Here is a 16,492-nt window from a genome sequence, read left to right as displayed (position 1 = left end):
TCAAATGAATCAAGAAATGTTTGGAGGGTTGCGTGGATAAACGGCTTACATTGTGGATTTTGGCAGGAATGATCCTAGGCGTGGCAGTCGGCTACGCGGTTCATGTCAATTTCGCGCCGGACAGCACGCAGTTTGAATATCTAACCAAAACGTTCAAACTCCTTTCGGATATATTTCTAAATTTAATCAAACTGTTGGTTGCTCCACTCATATTGTCGACCATCGTCGTTGGTATTGCGCATATGGGCGACAGCTCGGCGCTCGGTCGTATCGGCTTTCGGGCCATTACATGGTTTATCATCGCCAGCTTCATCTCGATTGGCCTTGGCTTGTTGATGGTGAACCTGTTTCAACCAGGAATCGGTGCGCCCGTTGATACGATTGCAAATGCCGCAGCGACCGTGGGTGAAGTTAAAAAACTCGACTTCTGGGAATTCATACTTTCGATTTTCCCCAAAAACGCTTTTGAAGCGATGGCGACCAATAACATCCTGCAGATTTTGGTGTTCGCCTTGTTCGCTGGCATCGCGCTTTCGGCCTTGGGTGAAAAGGGTGCGCCTTTGGTGCGGGGTGCTGAGTCACTTGCGGAAATGATGCTTCAGATAACGCATTATGTGATGCGTTATGCCCCCGTCGCAGTTTTCGGCGCATTGGCAGCCGTGGTGTCGAAAAGTGGCCTAGCGATCCTTGCAACCTATTTAGAACTGGTGACGGAATTCTATCTGTCGCTGGCATTGTTGTGGACAATTCTGCTGTCCATCGGCGCGATTTTCTTGGGCCGGCGTATATTCACGCTCATCCGCTACATCCGCGAACCTATGTTGATCGCATTTTCGACCGCATCCAGCGAAGCGGCCTTGCCCAAATTGTTTGAACAGCTCGACCGTTTTGGCGTTCCGCGCCGGATTTCGGGCTTCATGCTGCCCTTGGGCTACAGCTTCAACCTTGATGGTTCGATGATGTATATGAGCTTTGCGACAATCTTCATCGCGCAAGCTTATGGTATTGAGCTGTCCATCGGCACCCAGATCCTGATCCTACTCACACTCATGATTTCGTCCAAGGGCGTCGCCGCCGTGCCGCGCGCTTCGTTGGTGGTCATCACCGGCACATTGGCCATGTTCGACCTTCCGGTAGAGGGCGTCGCGCTCATTCTGGCGATTGATCAGTTCCTTGATATGGGCCGCACTGCGACCAATGTCGTCGGCAACGCCGTTGCAACGTCCGTCATCACCAAATGGGAAGGCATGTTGGAGGTCGAAGAGCCCGAGTATATCGCATCGCCGCATGCCCCAGCGCATACCGCAGCGGACGGCAAGGCTGGGCTAGACCTTGCCACTGATATGGTCACGGACGAGCGGTCGACCAAAATTTAAGCGGGGTGTTTATATCCTAGCAAGGTGCCCTTGGCGCCTTTGCTGTCGAGCGTGAAGTCCATGTTCGCATGTTCTTTGCGCCAGCGCCGCGCCACGACACGCTCGCCGGGTCGCGCGGCGTCATCCAGCAGCACCCTGCCGCCGGGACGAATAAGCGGGAACAGGCTTGCAGCCGCACCGCGCACATGCGGATGGATGGCCCAAGGCGGGCCATCAACGATGAGCAAGTCAATCTCTTTGGGAACATCGGACAATTGATACCAATGCCCCGGCCAACCAGATGGAGGTGCGCCCAGCGGCGCGTGCCGGATTTCTGCGTCCATATCATTGTCGCGTATCCAGTCTTGGGTCGTTTGCGCGAATGCAGCATGTTGGTCAAAGCTGACAATCTTTCCGCCACCAAAAAGCTGCAACGCGCGCGCAGCGATAAAAGTGGAGGCCCCGCAACCCAATTCGACGACTTGCGCCGGTCGCATGTCTTCGATTGTGGACACGATGTGCCACAAAAAATTTGTGTCCGCTTTCCAACTACCTAGATTAGGCAGCGCATCGATAGGTAACCCAAGATAAGCAAGCAAAGCAGCCTTGTCTTTTTTGCGGCCACCATCAAGGCTGCGCAGCAACCACGGCCATTGAATAGCACCATAAGCCATGACCATGACGCGGTCGCCCAGCGACAAGCTAAGGTCCAAATCATGGAGCGGCATGTAAGCCGTCGTTTCGCGTGTAGTCATATCGTCCCAAGAGCGGTGAAGCGGACAACAGTCAATCAAAGAGTGATCGGCCCGACGGATTATCTCCACACATGGAACGGCACGCCATTTACAAGGCGCGCGCAACGCTCGTTTCAGGGCTTTGACAATGTCGAAAAACCTCCCATAACATCATGCAGGAAGAGGAGACATTCATGGACAATGGCCAGACGGCACCGGCTGCAAAACCGACGATTACAAATCCCAAATTGCTGCTGTGGATATTGATGATTGTTTATGTATTGAATTTCCTCGACCGGCAGATCGTCAATATTTTGGCTGAACCCATCAGTCGGGATCTCGATCTGTCCGACACCCAAATTGGTTTGTTAACTGGTCTTGCCTTTGCGCTTTTCTATACATTATTGGGCATTCCCATTGCGCGCTATGCGGACAATAGCAGCACCAACCGCGTTGGCCTGATATCGATATCCTTGGCGGTCTGGTCCGCCATGACAGCCTTATGCGGATTGGCACAAAATTTTGGGCAATTGGCGCTCGCCCGCGTGGGCGTTGGCGTAGGTGAAGCAGGGTGCACCCCCGCCGCCCACTCGCTGATTACCGACAGCGTCCCGCCGGAAAAAAGATCGTCTGCCATCGCGTTTTACGGCCTTGGCATTCCGATTGGCAGCTTATTGGGCCTCGTCATCGGTGGCGTTTTGAACGATGCTTATGGCTGGCGCGTAGCATTTATGGCGGTCGCCATTCCAGGTCTCATATTGGCGGCTGTCCTGCCTTTTATATTGCGCGAACCCCGCAAGGCCGAAGCGGCTGCCCGCGCATTGTCCGGCGAAAAGGCACGCGACGTTCTTTCGACTAAAGACGCGCTTAAAGAAGTGTTCAGTTCGCGCGCCTTTGTGATGTTGGCCATTGCGGCATCATTCACCGCATTTCTGTCTTACGGCAAAAGCGTTTGGGCGGTCATCTTATTCATCCGCTCACACGGGCTTAGCCCCGGCGAAACCGGCCTTTTGCTTGGCCTTGTCTTGGGCGTGGCGGGCATTATCGGCACTTGGCTTGGTGGCATGATGGCCGACAAGTTCGGCAAAATCGATAAACGTCATCTGTTGACCACACCTGCCATCGGGATGGTCATTGCCACGCCCATATTATTCTTGGGCTATTTCGCAACCGACTGGCGCGTGGCGATACTCTTGTTATTTGTGCCAACGGCATTGAACGCGGCTTATTACGGCCCGACCTACGCCACTGTGCAAGGCCTAGTAAGGCCCGAGGCGCGCGCTGTCGCTGCCGCGTTCATGCTGTTCGGCCAAAACCTCATTGGCCTTGGGTTAGGACCGTTATTGTTCGGCATGATGTCGGACGCGTTCAAGCCATTGGCCGGTGATGAAAGCGTCCGATGGGTGCTCTATGGCGCAGCATGGCTTGGCCTCATTCCCGCCTTTTTCTTCTGGCGGGCAAGCTTGCGGTTAAATGCTGAGCTTAAAAGCGGTTAATCAGCAAAGGGATCGCGCACCAAGATCGTATCTTCGCGCTGCGGCGAAGTGGATACCAAGGCAACGGGTGTTTCGATCAATTCCTGCACACGCGTGATATATTTGATCGCTTGTGCCGGAAGGTCGGCCCAACTGCGCGCGCCTGCGGTGGTTTCCTGCCAACCGGGCATTTCTTCGTAAATGGGCTCGACAGCGGCTTGCTCTGCCGCATGCGCAGGCAGATAATCATAAACCTTGCCATTCAGGCGATAGCCCGTGCAAATCTTGATCGTATCAAAGCCGTCAAGCACGTCCAACTTCGTCAGGGCAATGCCGGTCACGCCGGACACGGCGCAGCTTTGGCGCACGATCACGGCGTCAAACCAGCCACAACGGCGCTTGCGCCCCGTGACAGTGCCAAATTCATGGCCGCGTTCACCGAGCCTTTGGCCAGTTTCATCCTCAAGCTCGGTCGGGAACGGCCCCGACCCCACCCGCGTGGTGTAGGCCTTAACGATACCGAGGACAAAGCCCGCCGCACTTGGCCCAAGGCCGGAACCCGACGCCGCGGTGCCCGATACGGTGTTGGACGAGGTTACGAAAGGATAGGTGCCATGGTCGACGTCGAGCAAGACGCCTTGCGCACCTTCAAACAATATCCGCGCGCCAGCCTTGCGCACCTTGTTCAGGCGCCTCCAAACGGGCTGGGCATATTCGAGAACGAAGGGCGCAATTTCTTTCAGGTCAGCGATCAAGCGCGCGCGATCAACGGGCGGTTCGCCAAATCCGGCACGTAAAGCGTCATGATGCGCGCACAAGCGGTCAAGCTGCGCATCCAGAGCATCAAGATGGGCAAGGTCACACACGCGGATCGCGCGGCGGCCCACCTTGTCTTCATACGCAGGGCCAATGCCGCGACCCGTCGTGCCAATCTTGCCCGACCCCGCCGCAGTTTCCCGCAGACCATCTAAATCGCGGTGAATTGGCAAGATCAATGCGCAATTATCCGCGAGCGCAAAATTCTCGGTCGTGATGGAAACGCCCTGCCCGCGCAGCTTCGCCATTTCGTCGCGCAACGCCCATGGGTCCAAAACCACACCATTGCCAATAATCGACAATGTGCCGGTGACGATGCCAGAAGGCAGCAACGACAATTTATAGACATTGTCGCCAACGACCAAAGTATGGCCAGCATTATGCCCGCCTTGAAAGCGGACGACGGCATCGGCGCGTTCCGCCAGCCAGTCGACAATCTTGCCTTTACCCTCGTCGCCCCATTGTGCGCCAATTACGGTTACATTCGCCATCAGATATTCCCTGTCAAAGCCAGATAGCTCTGGGGCCTTTTTCTGCGCAGGAGGTTTTTCCTGCGAAGGGATTCGCCGTGGCCTCCGTTATGATTATGCGAGGCTGGCGTCCACCCTAAAGCTGCGCATGCTACAATTTCAGGCGGAAATGGCTTGACCGTTTATCCAAATATGGGTGCAGCCCAGCACAGCCGCACTGTCATTTTCATCCAAGGCCGATACCGTCACCCAACCCTCATGCCGCATCTTTGCGCCAGTCGCGGCGTCAGTGCCAAGTGGCAGGAAAAGCCGACGGACGACGCCTTCGTCAGCCAGATCAATCAATGGATCGGGATAGAGCGAGAAGCCCGTTGCCGGTTCCGATGGTCCGTCGGCACGATGAATATAATATGTCCCGCCGCGAGCAAGCGCCGCGCTGTACCCTTTGGCGAAGATCGTGAAGCCGAACCAGCTTTGATATTCAAAACCGTGCCGCTCGGTCGGATCCAGCGTCACATTGGCACGGCCCGCAACGGTTCCCGCAATGGCTTCCAAAGCAAGAATTCGCGACGCCAGCGCCCCGCCAGCATCAATCGCCCGCAATTTCTCAACCGCTTCTGCAAACGGACCGGTCGCCGCGAGCAGTGGTAAATAGGCATCCGCCCCCAGCGCACTCAGTCCGCCTGCATCCTTCATATCCAGCTCGGACCGAACGGCATCAATTTTGTCCGCCGCCAAAGGCAGCGCCTTTTCCGCCAGCCGTTCCACAAGATCAGGCAAGGTGAAATCGATGGTGATGTCTTTCACGCCCGCCGCCTCAAGCGCATCAATGGCAACGCCAACAATTTCGCAGGCGGCAGCCACGCTGTCATTGCCGACCAGTTCCGCGCCCAATTGGGTCAATTCCCGTTCAGGGCGCAATTGTTTGGCGCGCAGGCGCAGCACCTGCCCATGATAGGCCAAGCGCAAGGGGCGCGGGGCATCCTTTAGGCGTGTCGTCGCAATCCGTCCGACCTGCACCGTGATATCACCGCGCAGCGCCAGCGTGTGGCCCGATACAGGGTCGGTAAAGCGCAAATGCTGATTACGGGCGGCATCGCCACTATGTTTGGCGAGCACCGATTCAAATTCCGCCATGGCCGGTGCCACGCGCGCATAGCCGTAGCTTGCCAGCACGTCGATCATCGCCCGCGAGACCCGCGCCGCGACCTCCGCTTGGGGAGGCAGGCGGTCGCGGAACCCTTCGGGTAATAAATCAGGTGGAATATTCATGCGCACTCTTTACCGCAAAAGTCCAAGCGGGGAAGCCCCAGCTTAGGGTCCTGACCCTAAAACTTAAGTGCCTTTACGGTTTTGACACCCGGAAGGGTACCAAGCTGTTTGAGGACCGCTTCCGGAATCGCCGCATCCATCGACAGCAGCAAAACGGCTTCGCCGCCTGCACTACGACGGCCCAGATGGAATGTGCCGATGTTCAATCCAGCCGCACCTAAGGTCGTGCCAACACGGCCAATAAAGCCCGGCGCATCTTCGTTGACGATATAGAGCATGTTACCTTCCAGCTCCGCCTCAAGGCTGATGCCGAAAATCTCGACAAGGCGCGCTTCGCTATTGGCGAACAAGGTGCCTGCAACCGAACGCGGGCCTTGGGCGGTATTGACGGTGACGCGGACCAATGTGTGATAGGCGCCTGCCTTGTCATGGCGGACTTCGCGAATGTCAAAACCGCGCTCTTTTGCCAAAAACGGCGCATTGACCATGTTCACCGCGTCGGAAAAACGCCGCATGAAACCAGAAAGCACAGCCGCCGTAATCGGTTTGATATTCAGCTCCGCCGCAGCGCCCTCAACCTCTATCGCAATATTGTCGAGATTGTCATGCGCCAATTGGCCAACCAGCGAACCCAATTTGAGTGCAAGGGTCGTATACGGCTTCAACTTCGGCGCTTCTTCGGCCGAGAGGCTTGGCATATTCAGCGCATTGGTAACGCCGCCATTGACCAGATAATCCGCCATTTGTTCAGCAACCTGAAGCGCAACATTGACCTGCGCCTCATTGGTCGATGCACCCAGATGCGGGGTGCAGATGAAATTGGGCGTACCGAACAAGGGCGATTCCTTCGCCGGTTCGGTTGCAAAAACGTCCAAAGCTGCCCCGCCGACTTGGCCGCTGTCCAACGCCTCTTTCAGCGCCTCTTCATCGATCAACCCGCCACGTGCGCAGTTAATGATGCGAACACCTTTCTTTGTCTTGGCCAGATTTTCCCGCGACAATATATTGCGCGTTTGGTCCGTCAGCGGCGTATGCAAGGTGATGAAGTCTGCCTTGGCAAGCAAAGTATCCAGGTCGGCCTTTTCAATGCCCATTTCAATCGCGCGATCGGCGGTGAGGAACGGGTCAAAGGCCACGACCTTCATCCGCAATCCCAGCGCGCGGCTTGCGACAATCGATCCGATATTGCCAGCGCCGATTAAGCCCAGCGTCTTGCCGGTAACTTCGATACCCATGAAATCATTTTTCGGCCATTTGCCAGCTTGCGTCTGCGCATTCGCCTCTGGCAATTGTCGCGCGAGCGCGAACATCAAGGCGATGGCGTGTTCGGCGGTCGTAATCGAGTTACCAAAAGGCGTGTTCATGACAACAACACCCTTGGCCGACGCATAAGGGATATCGACATTGTCGACGCCAATGCCCGCGCGGCCAATAACCTTCAGGTTCGTAGCGGCGTCCAATATTTGTTTCGTGACCTTCGTCGACGAACGGATTGCCAAGCCGTCATAATCGCCGATGATCGCGGCAAGTTCGTCGGGCGTTTTGTCGGTGATAACATCAACGTCGCAGCCGCGTTCAGTGAAAATCTTAGCGGCGTTTGGATCCATTTTGTCGGAAATAAGTACGCGTGGTTTGGTCATGTGGAGTTCCATTTCAAATATCGTCATGCTGAATGTGTTTCAGCATCTTAATTTCACAGTCGAAACTAAGGTCCTGAAACAAGTTCAGGACGACCGTTTAGGATTGAGAATTTGCGCTGTGATAAGCCCAATCGAGCCAAGGCGCGAGTGCCTCTACATCGGCGGTGTCAACGGTCGCGCCGCACCAAATGCGCAGGCCCGGCGGGGCGTCCCGATATCCAGCGATGTCATAGGCCGCATCCTCTGCCTCAAGCAAAGACGCCATTTTCTTGATCATTGCTTCGTCCGCACCTTCAACCGTCAAGCAGACCGAAGTGGTTGAGCGGATAGCAGGGTCAGCAGCAAGAAAGCCTAGATAATCCCGTGCCTCGACGATTTTTGCGAGCGCAGCGGCATTGGCGTTGCTGCGGGCCATAAGCCCCTGCAAACCACCAACGGTTTTCGCCCACTCAAGTGCGAAGATAACATCTTCGACAGCGAGCATCGACGGTGTGTTGATTGTTTCGCCCTTGAAGATGCCTTCGGCCAAGGCGCCTTTGGCCATGAGCCGGAAAATCTTCGGCAGCGGCCATGATGGCGTGTATGTTTCGAGCCGCTCGACAGCGCGGGGTCCGAGGATGATTACGCCGTGCGCACCCTCCCCGCCCAGGACTTTCTGCCAAGAAAAGGTCGTCACATCGAGCTTGTCCCAAGGCATGTCATAGGCAAAAACCGCGCTGGTCGCGTCGTTGAAGGTCAGGCCTTCGCGGGTATCGCTGATCCAGTCGCCATTGGGAACGCGCACACCCGATGTGGTCCCGTTCCAAGTGAACAGCACATCGTGGCTTTGGTCAATTGACGCCATGTCGGGCAATTGCCCGTAATCGGCACGGATTACAGTAGGATCGATTTTAAGCTGCTTGACTGCGTCAGTCACCCAGCCTTCGCCAAAACTTTCCCACGCCGTGGCGGTCACTGGACGTGCGCCGAGCATAGTCCACATCGCCATTTCATAAGCGCCCGTGTCAGATGCCGGAACAATTCCGATACGATGCGTATCGGGCACCTGCAGCACTTCGCGCATCAGGTCGATGGCAAGTTGCAGGCGTGACTTGCCAATTTTCGCACGATGCGAACGGCCGAGCGATTGGGTTTGAAGTTTTTCGGGACTCCAGCCTGGCGGTTTCGCACAGGGGCCGGAGGAAAATAACGGACGCGCCGGTTTAATGGCGGGTTTTACTATAGTCATGTAAGCGTCTCCTTGCAGAGAGCAGCGCGGCGTTGGGACCGCGTGGCCCGAGAACGCATTTAGGCGCGGCCCCGGCTTTGTCAACGACTATTACAAAAAGCTATTAATAACCCGCCTTGCGAAACAAAACTTCACCACGGCGGCTAACATATAATTTTTCGAGGCTAACGGGGTGAAAATAGGCTTCCACACGGTCGCCTTCAGGGGTCGTGCCATATACTTCATAACAGCCGCCATCGACTTTCGACTTACGCACAGTCCAGCCATCTTTGGTCAGCTTGTCAGTCAGCGCCTTTTGACTTTTCCATCCGGATTCGGGACCTGACTTGCAGGTGATTGCGCCGGTTGCCGATGCGGGGACCGATGCAAAGGCGATAGCGGCCACAGCGGCGAGTGAAAGAGGTGTCCATAAACGCATATTCATGCTCCTTTAAAAATCTTTCGGTTGGCGAAGAAATATCGTGCCGCAACGAGAAGCACGAGTGGAATGAAGTGTATGAGCGCTGGTCCTAAATTATTGTGGATGAATATCCAATGGACAAGAACGAGCACAGCAGCAGGATATACAAAGCGTTGAAGACGTTTCCAACCCGCCTTGAGCGCGCGCATGGACGCATCGTTGCTGGTTACCGCTAGCGGCACAAACAACAGCATCGCAGCCCAACCGGTCCAGATACCAAGCGCCCAGAATTCGGCGAGAATATCGTACAGATTCCCCATATCAATGATGTAGAAAACCAGATGCAAAATCGCATAACCAAAGGCCGCAACGCCCAATGCCCGGCGGCGCTGAATAAGCCAGCTCAACCAAGGCCTTGGACCAATCAGCGACAATAAGGGGCTAAGCACCATCGCGCCAATCATGAAGCGGGCCGACCATTCGCCCGTTGGTTGCAGCATATCCATCGCGGTTACGTCGCCGAAAACATAAGGGCGCATCATTAACACCGCGGGCAAGCACAAAAGCACCCAGAAGGACGGCTTCTTATTAAGAATTATTCGCAACATGCGTCCGCGATAATCGCCTCGCGCGCGCTATGCAACGCGCAAATTGTAACAGCGACCGTCATAATTCTGCGCTGTTAAGGGGTGTTACTTCATTTTTTGGCTGCACTGGTAAATTTTTGCGTTAAGACACCGTCATGTCGTTGCGTTTGTGTCAAAGAGTTCTGCTGATCATTGGCGTCCTTGCGCTAGCGTCGTGCGGCGGACGGGAAAAACTCCAATCGCCGCGTTCCAGCGACAATATGACCTCACAAAATGCCCGCCAATGCTTGGCTGGCCTCAAGTCCAAATCGGTGCGCTTTGCGGGACTACCTAGCAAAAGTTTCGACGGCGGATGCCGTATGATCGACACTATCAAGGTTATGGATTTTGGCATGGCGACAACGAATTTGGGGGCAATGACCTGCCCGCTTGCGTCAAACTTCACCGATTGGGCGCGTTATGCCGTGGTACCTGCGGCCAAGCAATATCTGGGCAGCGAGGTTGTGAAGATTGAGACCATGGGCACATTCAACTGCCGCGCTGTCAATGGCAGTAGGTCCGGCAAATTGTCCGAACATGCATTTGCGAATGCCGTTGATGTATCCGCCTTTGTCTTACGCGATGGACGGCGTGTCTCGGTGCTGAACGGTTGGCGCGGATCATCCAAAGAACAGGCATTTTTGCGCCGCTTACATCAATCTGCCTGCAAACGCTTTGGCACCGTTCTTGGCCCCGAATATAACGCTGCGCACGCAAATCATTTCCACTTCGACATGGCAAAATCGATGCGCAACGGCACCGCTTATTGCCGATAAAGGTGGCAAAAGCGATGGACGCACCCTACATGCAGGGTAATGACAGATACCAAAATTAACGATCGCCGCTTTTACAAAGCCCAACAAGAAGCGGGTTTTGCCGAACAGCAACTTTCCACACCGCAAACGCAAAGCAAGTCCTATCGACTGGCTTTTCAGGATACGGACTTCCTGCTTCGCGAAGACCTGCGCCCTGTGCGTTTTCAGCTCGAACTGCTCAAAACCGAAATGTTGCTCGATGAGGCGAATATCGGTTCCATGTTGGTCATCTACGGTTCGGCGCGTATTCCAGAGCCTGAGGCTGCGGATGCCATGATCGCCGCGGCGCAAGGTGAGCGCGCAACGATCATCGCCGTGCGGATGAAGGAAAAATCCCGTTTTTACGAAGAAGCACGCCATTTGGCGCAATTGGCCGGAAAAGCCAATGTGACCGATGAAGAAGGCCGTCGCCATTTCGTGGTATGTTCGGGCGGTGGTCCATCGATCATGGAAGCCGCCAATCGCGGCGCGCATGATGTTGGCGCAGAATCGGTTGGCCTGAACATTGTGCTACCGCATGAACAAGCGCCGAACCTGTTCGTGACACCCCGATTAAGCTTCCAATTCCATTATTTCGCTTTGCGCAAAATGCACTTTCTGCTGCGCGCGCGCGCGGTTGCGGTTTTCCCCGGCGGCTTTGGCACGTTCGATGAATTTTTTGAGCTGCTGACGCTGGTTCAAACTGGCAAGATCAAGAAGATGCCGATCCTGCTGTTCGGACGTGCATTTTGGAACCGTGTGGTGAATTTTGAGGAGCTTATGCTCGAGGGCGTTATCAGCCCGCGTGATCTGGAATTATTCCAGTTCGTAGAGACCGCAGAAGAGGCATGGGATGCCATCTGCGATTTCTACGAAGTGTCACATTGATCTAGGCCGTAAACGGATTACTTGGCCGGGGCTGGTGCGGCAGCATCGGCTGCTGGCGCTGCGGCAGCGTCGCCTGCGGCGGCAGGGGCAACTGCCGCATCAGCGGCAGGCGCTTCTGCCGCAGGGGGTGTTGGCAATGGCAAGTTTGAACCTTGCGCATTCATATATAAAATCAGGTTCGCGCGTTCTTCCGGATTGCCCAGACCAGCGAAAGTCATCTTGGTACCCGGTGCATATTTTTTAGGGTTGGCTAACCATTTGTCCATGCCTTCCCAATCCCAGTTGCCTGGGATGCTTTTCAGCGCGTCGGAATAGGCAAAGCCTGCAACATGACCGTGCGGCTTACCCATAGCGGCCCAGAGATTCGGGCCAATGCCGTTTGCGCCACCTTGTGCAATGCTATGGCAAGCTGCGCATTTTTTGAACACCGCTTCGCCCTTGGCGATATCTGCGGTCGCAAGCAACGTCGCAATGGGCACGGCAGCAACGGCACCAGCGGCACCAGCATCTTCAACAGCGACGGCAAAGCCTTCTTTCTCAGGCGCCTCTGGGTGGAAATACATGCCGGTGACGATGCTTAGGCCCAGCGCGACGATGCCGCCTGCCAAAACCCAGCCAGCAATTGTGTTACTACGATCATCCATTGTTTATCAGCCTTGAAACTGCGTTAAAACACCGGCGCAGAATGACGGCCGGTTTCACTGGCCCCTCTAATCGCGAGTGCTACGCCGTGCAAGTGTCCAAATCCACACTTGCCCGATAAGTCTGCCTATCCTAACGCCATGCCAGCATGAACAGTTATCCCGCACCCGCACTGGCAATCGTCAAAGACATGACGCTTGCTGCACATGAACATCCGGCCAAAGCGATTGCCTTTCAAGGCGCGCCTGGGGCGAACTCGCATTTGGCGGCGTTGGAATATGATGCAGACTGCTTACCCCTGCCCTGTTTTTCGTTCGAAGACGCCATTGATGCGGTTCAGGACGGAACGGCCGCGTGCGCGATTATACCTATCGAAAATTCGCTACATGGCCGCGTTGCAGACATCCATTTTCTGCTACCAGAATCGGGCCTCAGCATCATATCCGAGCATTTTATGTCGATCCGCCACTGCCTCATGGCAAAATCAGCAGATGCCGTGCTCAAAACCGCGATGAGCCATCCGCAAGCGCTGGGCCAATGCCGGCATTTTTTACGCGCCCATGGCATTATCCCTGTCGCTTATGCGGACACCGCGGCGGCAGCGGCATTTGTCGCGGCTAATGACGATGCGTCGGCTGCGGCCATTGCACCGCCGATTGCCGCAGACCTATATGGCCTCGTCGCCATTAACAACGCCGTGCAAGACGATGACAGCAACACCACCCGCTTCGTCGTCCTGTCACGCACGCCTGCCGAGCGCAGCAGCCTGACGGGCACGTTAATGACCACGCTGATTTTTGAGGTGAAGAACATCCCCGCCGCTTTGTACAAGGCGATGGGTGGCTTTGCGACCAACGGCGTCAATATGACAAAGTTGGAAAGCTATCAAAATGGCGCAAGCTTTGCCGCGACGGAATTCTTCGCCGATATCGAAGGCGCGCCGGGCGACCCAGCCGTCGACCGCGCACTGGAGGAGCTGCGCTTCCATTGCAACTCAGTCCGCTTGCTCGGAACCTATAGGCAAACCCGCGAGCGGGGTTGAGGCGGAATAGGTTGGTTTCGGGGATGACGCAGTAGTTACCGGAATTCGCACCCCATTATATAGTCATCCCGTCATCCCAGCAGAGGCTGGGATGACGGGTGTAATCGACTTAGCTCGTACCCGTTTAGAACTTCATGCCAACCTTGATGCCATATAAACGTGGTTCGGCGGCAATGTAGCTTGGGATACCAAAGGCACCACCGGTGTTGCCGGCATCGAGCAGATAATCTTCGTCCAACAGGTTCCGGGCAAAAGCGGAGATTTCGAAACGGTCCTCACCAAAACGGAAACCTGCGTTCACATTGACCAGCGTCACGCCCGCTTGCGCGATGAGCGGGTTGTTGGGAACTTCGAAGAACATTTGGCTGCGATAGGTAACCGATGGCGTTGCAAAAAATGTCATGCCACCCAAATCTGCATCAATCGTAAAGCCGCCCGATGCCTGCACTTCGGGTTGCAAACGGAACTTTGCACCACGGAAATTGGCTGCAATCGTGGGTTTATCATCGATGCCGCCGTCGATATACCCGATATTCCCAAACACGCTCAGCCAGCTTGTCGGCTTCATCGTTAATTCGGCTTCAACGCCCTTGTTGGTCGCTGAGCCGGCGCTTTGTGTCTGCGTGGTGCCATTGGGCAAGATGACGCTGACTTGGAAATTATCGTAGGTGAGGTAATAAGCGCCGATTGAACCGGAGAAAATGCCCAACGCGCCTTTCAAGCCGACTTCATAATTCCAGATATTTTCGGCCAATACCGGCGTAAAGTTCGCAACTGGCCCCGCCGTTGTGGAGCGCGCGCCCAATTGCACAGTCGCGGAGCGACGGCCCTTGGACACGGTGGCATAGCCGTTAAAATCATCAGAGAAACGATAGAGCAAGTTAAAGCGTGGCAGGACGGCCTGGAAGCTATCCTCCGTACGGAACGTCTGACCTGCGGTATCGATTTGGCCCGGGACCAACGAAGCACCTCCGGTAAGGACCGAGCGCGGGACGCGGGCAAAGAAACCGGACCGACGCTTTTCAATCAAGACACGTGCGCCAGCCGTCAGTTCAAGGCTGGGCGTCGGGATCCAGGTGCCATCGGCAAACATCGAATAGCTGTCATTGCGACCCTGATTTTCAAACACTGAGCTATATGGAACGGGCGTCAAGGCGAGCGCAGGGACAGTGCCGTTGGGCGCCACGCAGTTGGCACGGGTTGTAGCGGTGCTGGTCAAACAAGCCAAAAACACACGCTCATTGCCGGAAAACGGGACATTTTGGATGCTGTCTTCATGGAAGAAATTGAACCCGAATGATCCACGGAATTTATCGTCGGTGTACGCAAAGCGGGTTTCATGGTTGAATTGGTTGCCCTCGGCTAATTCTGTAAACTCCAGATAAGGCGCGGCCGAACCATCGGCGTCAAACACCTCAAGCGAGTCAAATTTGCGATAGCCATTAACCATGGTCAATGCCCAGTTATCGGCAAAGCCATAATTCACGGTGAAGCTTGCGTCATATACATCGCGCGTCAGGCCAAGCTTGTCGGCATACAAATCCTTCAATGAATTTGGCGATCCACCCAGATATGCGTCACCAAACGGATTGCCCGGGCCCGAAGCTGTCGGCAATGCTTTAGAAACAAATGCCGTTCCGGGGTTACGTTGGCGGTCATAGGTTAGGATAAGGTCAGCGGTGAGCGCGTCATTGGGTGTAAAGCGCAACGAGCCGCGCGCGCCAAATTGATCTTGGCCATTCAGGTCATCCTGATTTGGCGCAAGGTTGTTGACATAGCCATCGCGTTTTTTGAACGCGAAGGCGACGCGACCGGCCAGCGTGTCGGATCCGACGTTCACAAAGCCACCGAGCTGACGCTGGTTAAAGTTACCAATGCCACCGGTCAGTTCGCCCGAAAAGCCAGCCTCTGGCCGCGCCGAAATGATGCTGATCGCACCCACCGCAGACGCCGTGCCGAACAAGGTCGCCTGTGGCCCCTTAATGACCTCAATCCGTTCAACGTCGTAAACGTCTTGGTAGGACCCACGCGACCGCGATATATCTACACCGTTATAATAAAGCGTAACGCGCGCCGCCTGCTGCGCTGAGCCAGAGTCGGAGGTAATGCCGCGAATAACAACGCCGGGGTTGTTCGCGCTCTGCTCCTGAATGTTGAGGCCGGGAATATAATTGGCCAGCTCGTCCAAATCGCTAACGCCCAGTTCTCTGAGGCGCGTGCCGCTGAGCGCGCTGAGCGTCACAGGCACATCGACCAGCCGCTCTTCGCGTTTTTGCGCGGTGACGATGATCTCGCCTTCAAACGCTTTGTCATCGGCCTCAGCCGTCTGCGCATATACGGGCATGGCGGTGGATGCAGACAGGATAGATAGCGCAAGAGCGATATAGGGACGACGCATGATAGGAAACTCCAGTGGTTCAATGAAGTTGGGCCTATGCGCAAAGGTCGCGTCAATATGGGGACCGCTGTGCGACAGTTTGAATATGTAAATAAGAAATATTTACGACAGGGTGCGCTGGTGCAACGGGTTTTTTTGCTGGAACGGGTTGGTCTGGGGCCGACTGATTTCCCCTCCCGCTTGCGGGAGGGGTTAGGGGAGGGCATCTGCCTTCAATGTTTTCGCACGCGCCTGCGGCTCGCCCCTCCCCCGACCCCTCCCGCCTGCGGGATTGGGGTTGGTTTGGTCTCAATGCCCTTTCCCGTCTGCGGGAGCCGCGTTTGCTATGGTCTCAACGCTCCCGCTCGCTTGCAGGAGGGCGTTATCTTGCGCAACGTCGCCTATCCGGACCCAAAAGCGGTTTGGGGCGTTAGCCAATCCCCAAACTAAGGAACATATTATGGCTGATCTATCGCACATTAAAGAACATGCAGACGTCATCGGCGCGGACGGCGTGCATGTTGGCACGGTTGACGGGGTCGAAGGCAACCGCATCAAATTGACCAAAAAGGATTCAGGACAAGGCAGCCATGAAGGGCATCATCATTATATCGATGGTGGTCTCGTCGCCACGGTCCACGACAACACCGTTCGCCTGTCGGCCAATGCCGACGTTGCCGTCACCTTTGAACAAGAAGAAGACGCCAAAAGCTAAACGCGTAGGGCGGCGTCT

At 55.5% G+C, this 16,492-nt stretch carries 15 protein-coding genes; 6 read left to right on the top strand and 9 right to left on the bottom strand.

All coding sequences use genetic code 11. The features are described from left to right. The first annotated feature begins 32 nt into the window (after positions 1 to 32). Entirely contained in the window at positions 33 to 1,376 is a 1,344-nt protein-coding gene (locus Q0O07_RS06930; protein WP_295491944.1) for a dicarboxylate/amino acid:cation symporter, read from the top strand. Here the strand turns inward: Q0O07_RS06930 and Q0O07_RS06925 are convergent. Beyond that, positions 1,373 to 2,110, bottom strand: coding sequence for a class I SAM-dependent methyltransferase (locus tag Q0O07_RS06925; protein ID WP_295491942.1), 738 nt, complete (start codon positions 2,108 to 2,110; stop codon positions 1,373 to 1,375). The two genes, Q0O07_RS06930 and Q0O07_RS06925, sit on opposite strands and share 4 nt — an antisense overlap. Before the next feature lie 173 nt (positions 2,111 to 2,283). Here Q0O07_RS06925 and Q0O07_RS06920 point away from each other — a divergent pair, with 173 nt between their 5' ends. Further along, positions 2,284 to 3,585 (top strand): MFS transporter, encoded by a 1,302-nt coding sequence (locus Q0O07_RS06920; protein WP_295491939.1) that lies wholly within the window; start codon positions 2,284 to 2,286, stop codon positions 3,583 to 3,585. On the opposite strand, the gene Q0O07_RS06915 is transcribed toward Q0O07_RS06920, so the two are convergent. The 6 genes from Q0O07_RS06915 to Q0O07_RS06890 all read right to left on the bottom strand — a co-directional run bounded on the left by Q0O07_RS06915 (position 3,582) and on the right by Q0O07_RS06890 (position 9,938). Continuing rightward, entirely contained in the window at positions 3,582 to 4,871 is a 1,290-nt protein-coding gene (locus Q0O07_RS06915) for an adenylosuccinate synthase (RefSeq protein WP_295491937.1), read from the bottom strand. The two genes, Q0O07_RS06920 and Q0O07_RS06915, sit on opposite strands and share 4 nt — an antisense overlap. Positions 4,872 to 5,009: 138 nt before the next feature. After that, positions 5,010 to 6,122 carry an ATP phosphoribosyltransferase regulatory subunit gene (locus tag Q0O07_RS06910; RefSeq protein ID WP_295491936.1) on the bottom strand — a complete coding sequence of 371 codons (1,113 nt, stop codon included), beginning with the start codon at positions 6,120 to 6,122 and terminating at the stop codon, positions 5,010 to 5,012. A 56-nt stretch (positions 6,123 to 6,178) separates the two neighbouring features. Beyond that, the gene (gene serA, locus Q0O07_RS06905) at positions 6,179 to 7,762 is read right to left on the bottom strand and encodes a phosphoglycerate dehydrogenase (RefSeq protein ID WP_295491934.1); all 1,584 of its coding nucleotides are present in this window, start codon (positions 7,760 to 7,762) and stop codon (positions 6,179 to 6,181) included. A gap of 97 nt (positions 7,763 to 7,859) precedes the next feature. Continuing rightward, positions 7,860 to 8,990: a phosphoserine transaminase gene (locus tag Q0O07_RS06900; RefSeq protein ID WP_295491932.1), complete on the bottom strand. Its 1,131-nt coding sequence runs from the start codon at positions 8,988 to 8,990 to the stop codon at positions 7,860 to 7,862. Between the two features lie 103 nt (positions 8,991 to 9,093). Next, positions 9,094 to 9,408, bottom strand: a complete 315-nt coding sequence (locus tag Q0O07_RS06895) for a PepSY domain-containing protein (protein ID WP_295491930.1) — start codon at positions 9,406 to 9,408, stop codon at positions 9,094 to 9,096. Positions 9,409 to 9,410: 2 nt separating this feature from the next. Next, positions 9,411 to 9,938: a sulfite oxidase heme-binding subunit YedZ gene (locus tag Q0O07_RS06890; protein ID WP_367271056.1), complete on the bottom strand. Its 528-nt coding sequence runs from the start codon at positions 9,936 to 9,938 to the stop codon at positions 9,411 to 9,413. A gap of 299 nt (positions 9,939 to 10,237) precedes the next feature. Between Q0O07_RS06890 and Q0O07_RS06885 the strand changes: the two genes are divergently transcribed. After that, positions 10,238 to 10,792 (top strand): extensin family protein, encoded by a 555-nt coding sequence (locus tag Q0O07_RS06885; protein WP_295491926.1) that lies wholly within the window; start codon positions 10,238 to 10,240, stop codon positions 10,790 to 10,792. A gap of 39 nt (positions 10,793 to 10,831) precedes the next feature. Beyond that, the gene (locus Q0O07_RS06880; RefSeq protein ID WP_295491924.1) at positions 10,832 to 11,698 is read left to right on the top strand and encodes an LOG family protein; all 867 of its coding nucleotides are present in this window, start codon (positions 10,832 to 10,834) and stop codon (positions 11,696 to 11,698) included. Between the two features lie 17 nt (positions 11,699 to 11,715). Here the strand turns inward: Q0O07_RS06880 and Q0O07_RS06875 are convergent, their stop codons facing one another. Continuing rightward, on the bottom strand, positions 11,716 to 12,342 hold the full coding sequence (locus Q0O07_RS06875; RefSeq protein ID WP_295491922.1) for a cytochrome c family protein: 627 nt from the start codon (positions 12,340 to 12,342) through the stop codon (positions 11,716 to 11,718). Positions 12,343 to 12,488: 146 nt separating this feature from the next. On the opposite strand from Q0O07_RS06875, the gene Q0O07_RS06870 reads away from it, so the two are divergent. After that, positions 12,489 to 13,382 carry a prephenate dehydratase gene (locus Q0O07_RS06870; protein WP_295491920.1) on the top strand — a complete coding sequence of 298 codons (894 nt, stop codon included), beginning with the start codon at positions 12,489 to 12,491 and terminating at the stop codon, positions 13,380 to 13,382. A gap of 124 nt (positions 13,383 to 13,506) precedes the next feature. Here the strand turns inward: Q0O07_RS06870 and Q0O07_RS06865 are convergent, their stop codons facing one another. Next, positions 13,507 to 15,780, bottom strand: coding sequence for a TonB-dependent receptor (locus Q0O07_RS06865; RefSeq protein WP_295491918.1), 2,274 nt, complete (start codon positions 15,778 to 15,780; stop codon positions 13,507 to 13,509). Positions 15,781 to 16,219: 439 nt separating this feature from the next. Here Q0O07_RS06865 and Q0O07_RS06860 point away from each other — a divergent pair, with 439 nt between their 5' ends. Continuing rightward, positions 16,220 to 16,474 (top strand): DUF2171 domain-containing protein, encoded by a 255-nt coding sequence (locus Q0O07_RS06860; protein ID WP_295491916.1) that lies wholly within the window; start codon positions 16,220 to 16,222, stop codon positions 16,472 to 16,474. Positions 16,475 to 16,492 lie beyond the last annotated feature (18 nt).

This window comes from Sphingorhabdus sp. EL138 (assembly GCF_945890115.1).
GTDB lineage: Bacteria > Pseudomonadota > Alphaproteobacteria > Sphingomonadales > Sphingomonadaceae > Sphingorhabdus_B.
Note: the sequence above shows the minus strand (reverse complement) of the source record. Positions and strands in the feature narration are given on the sequence as shown.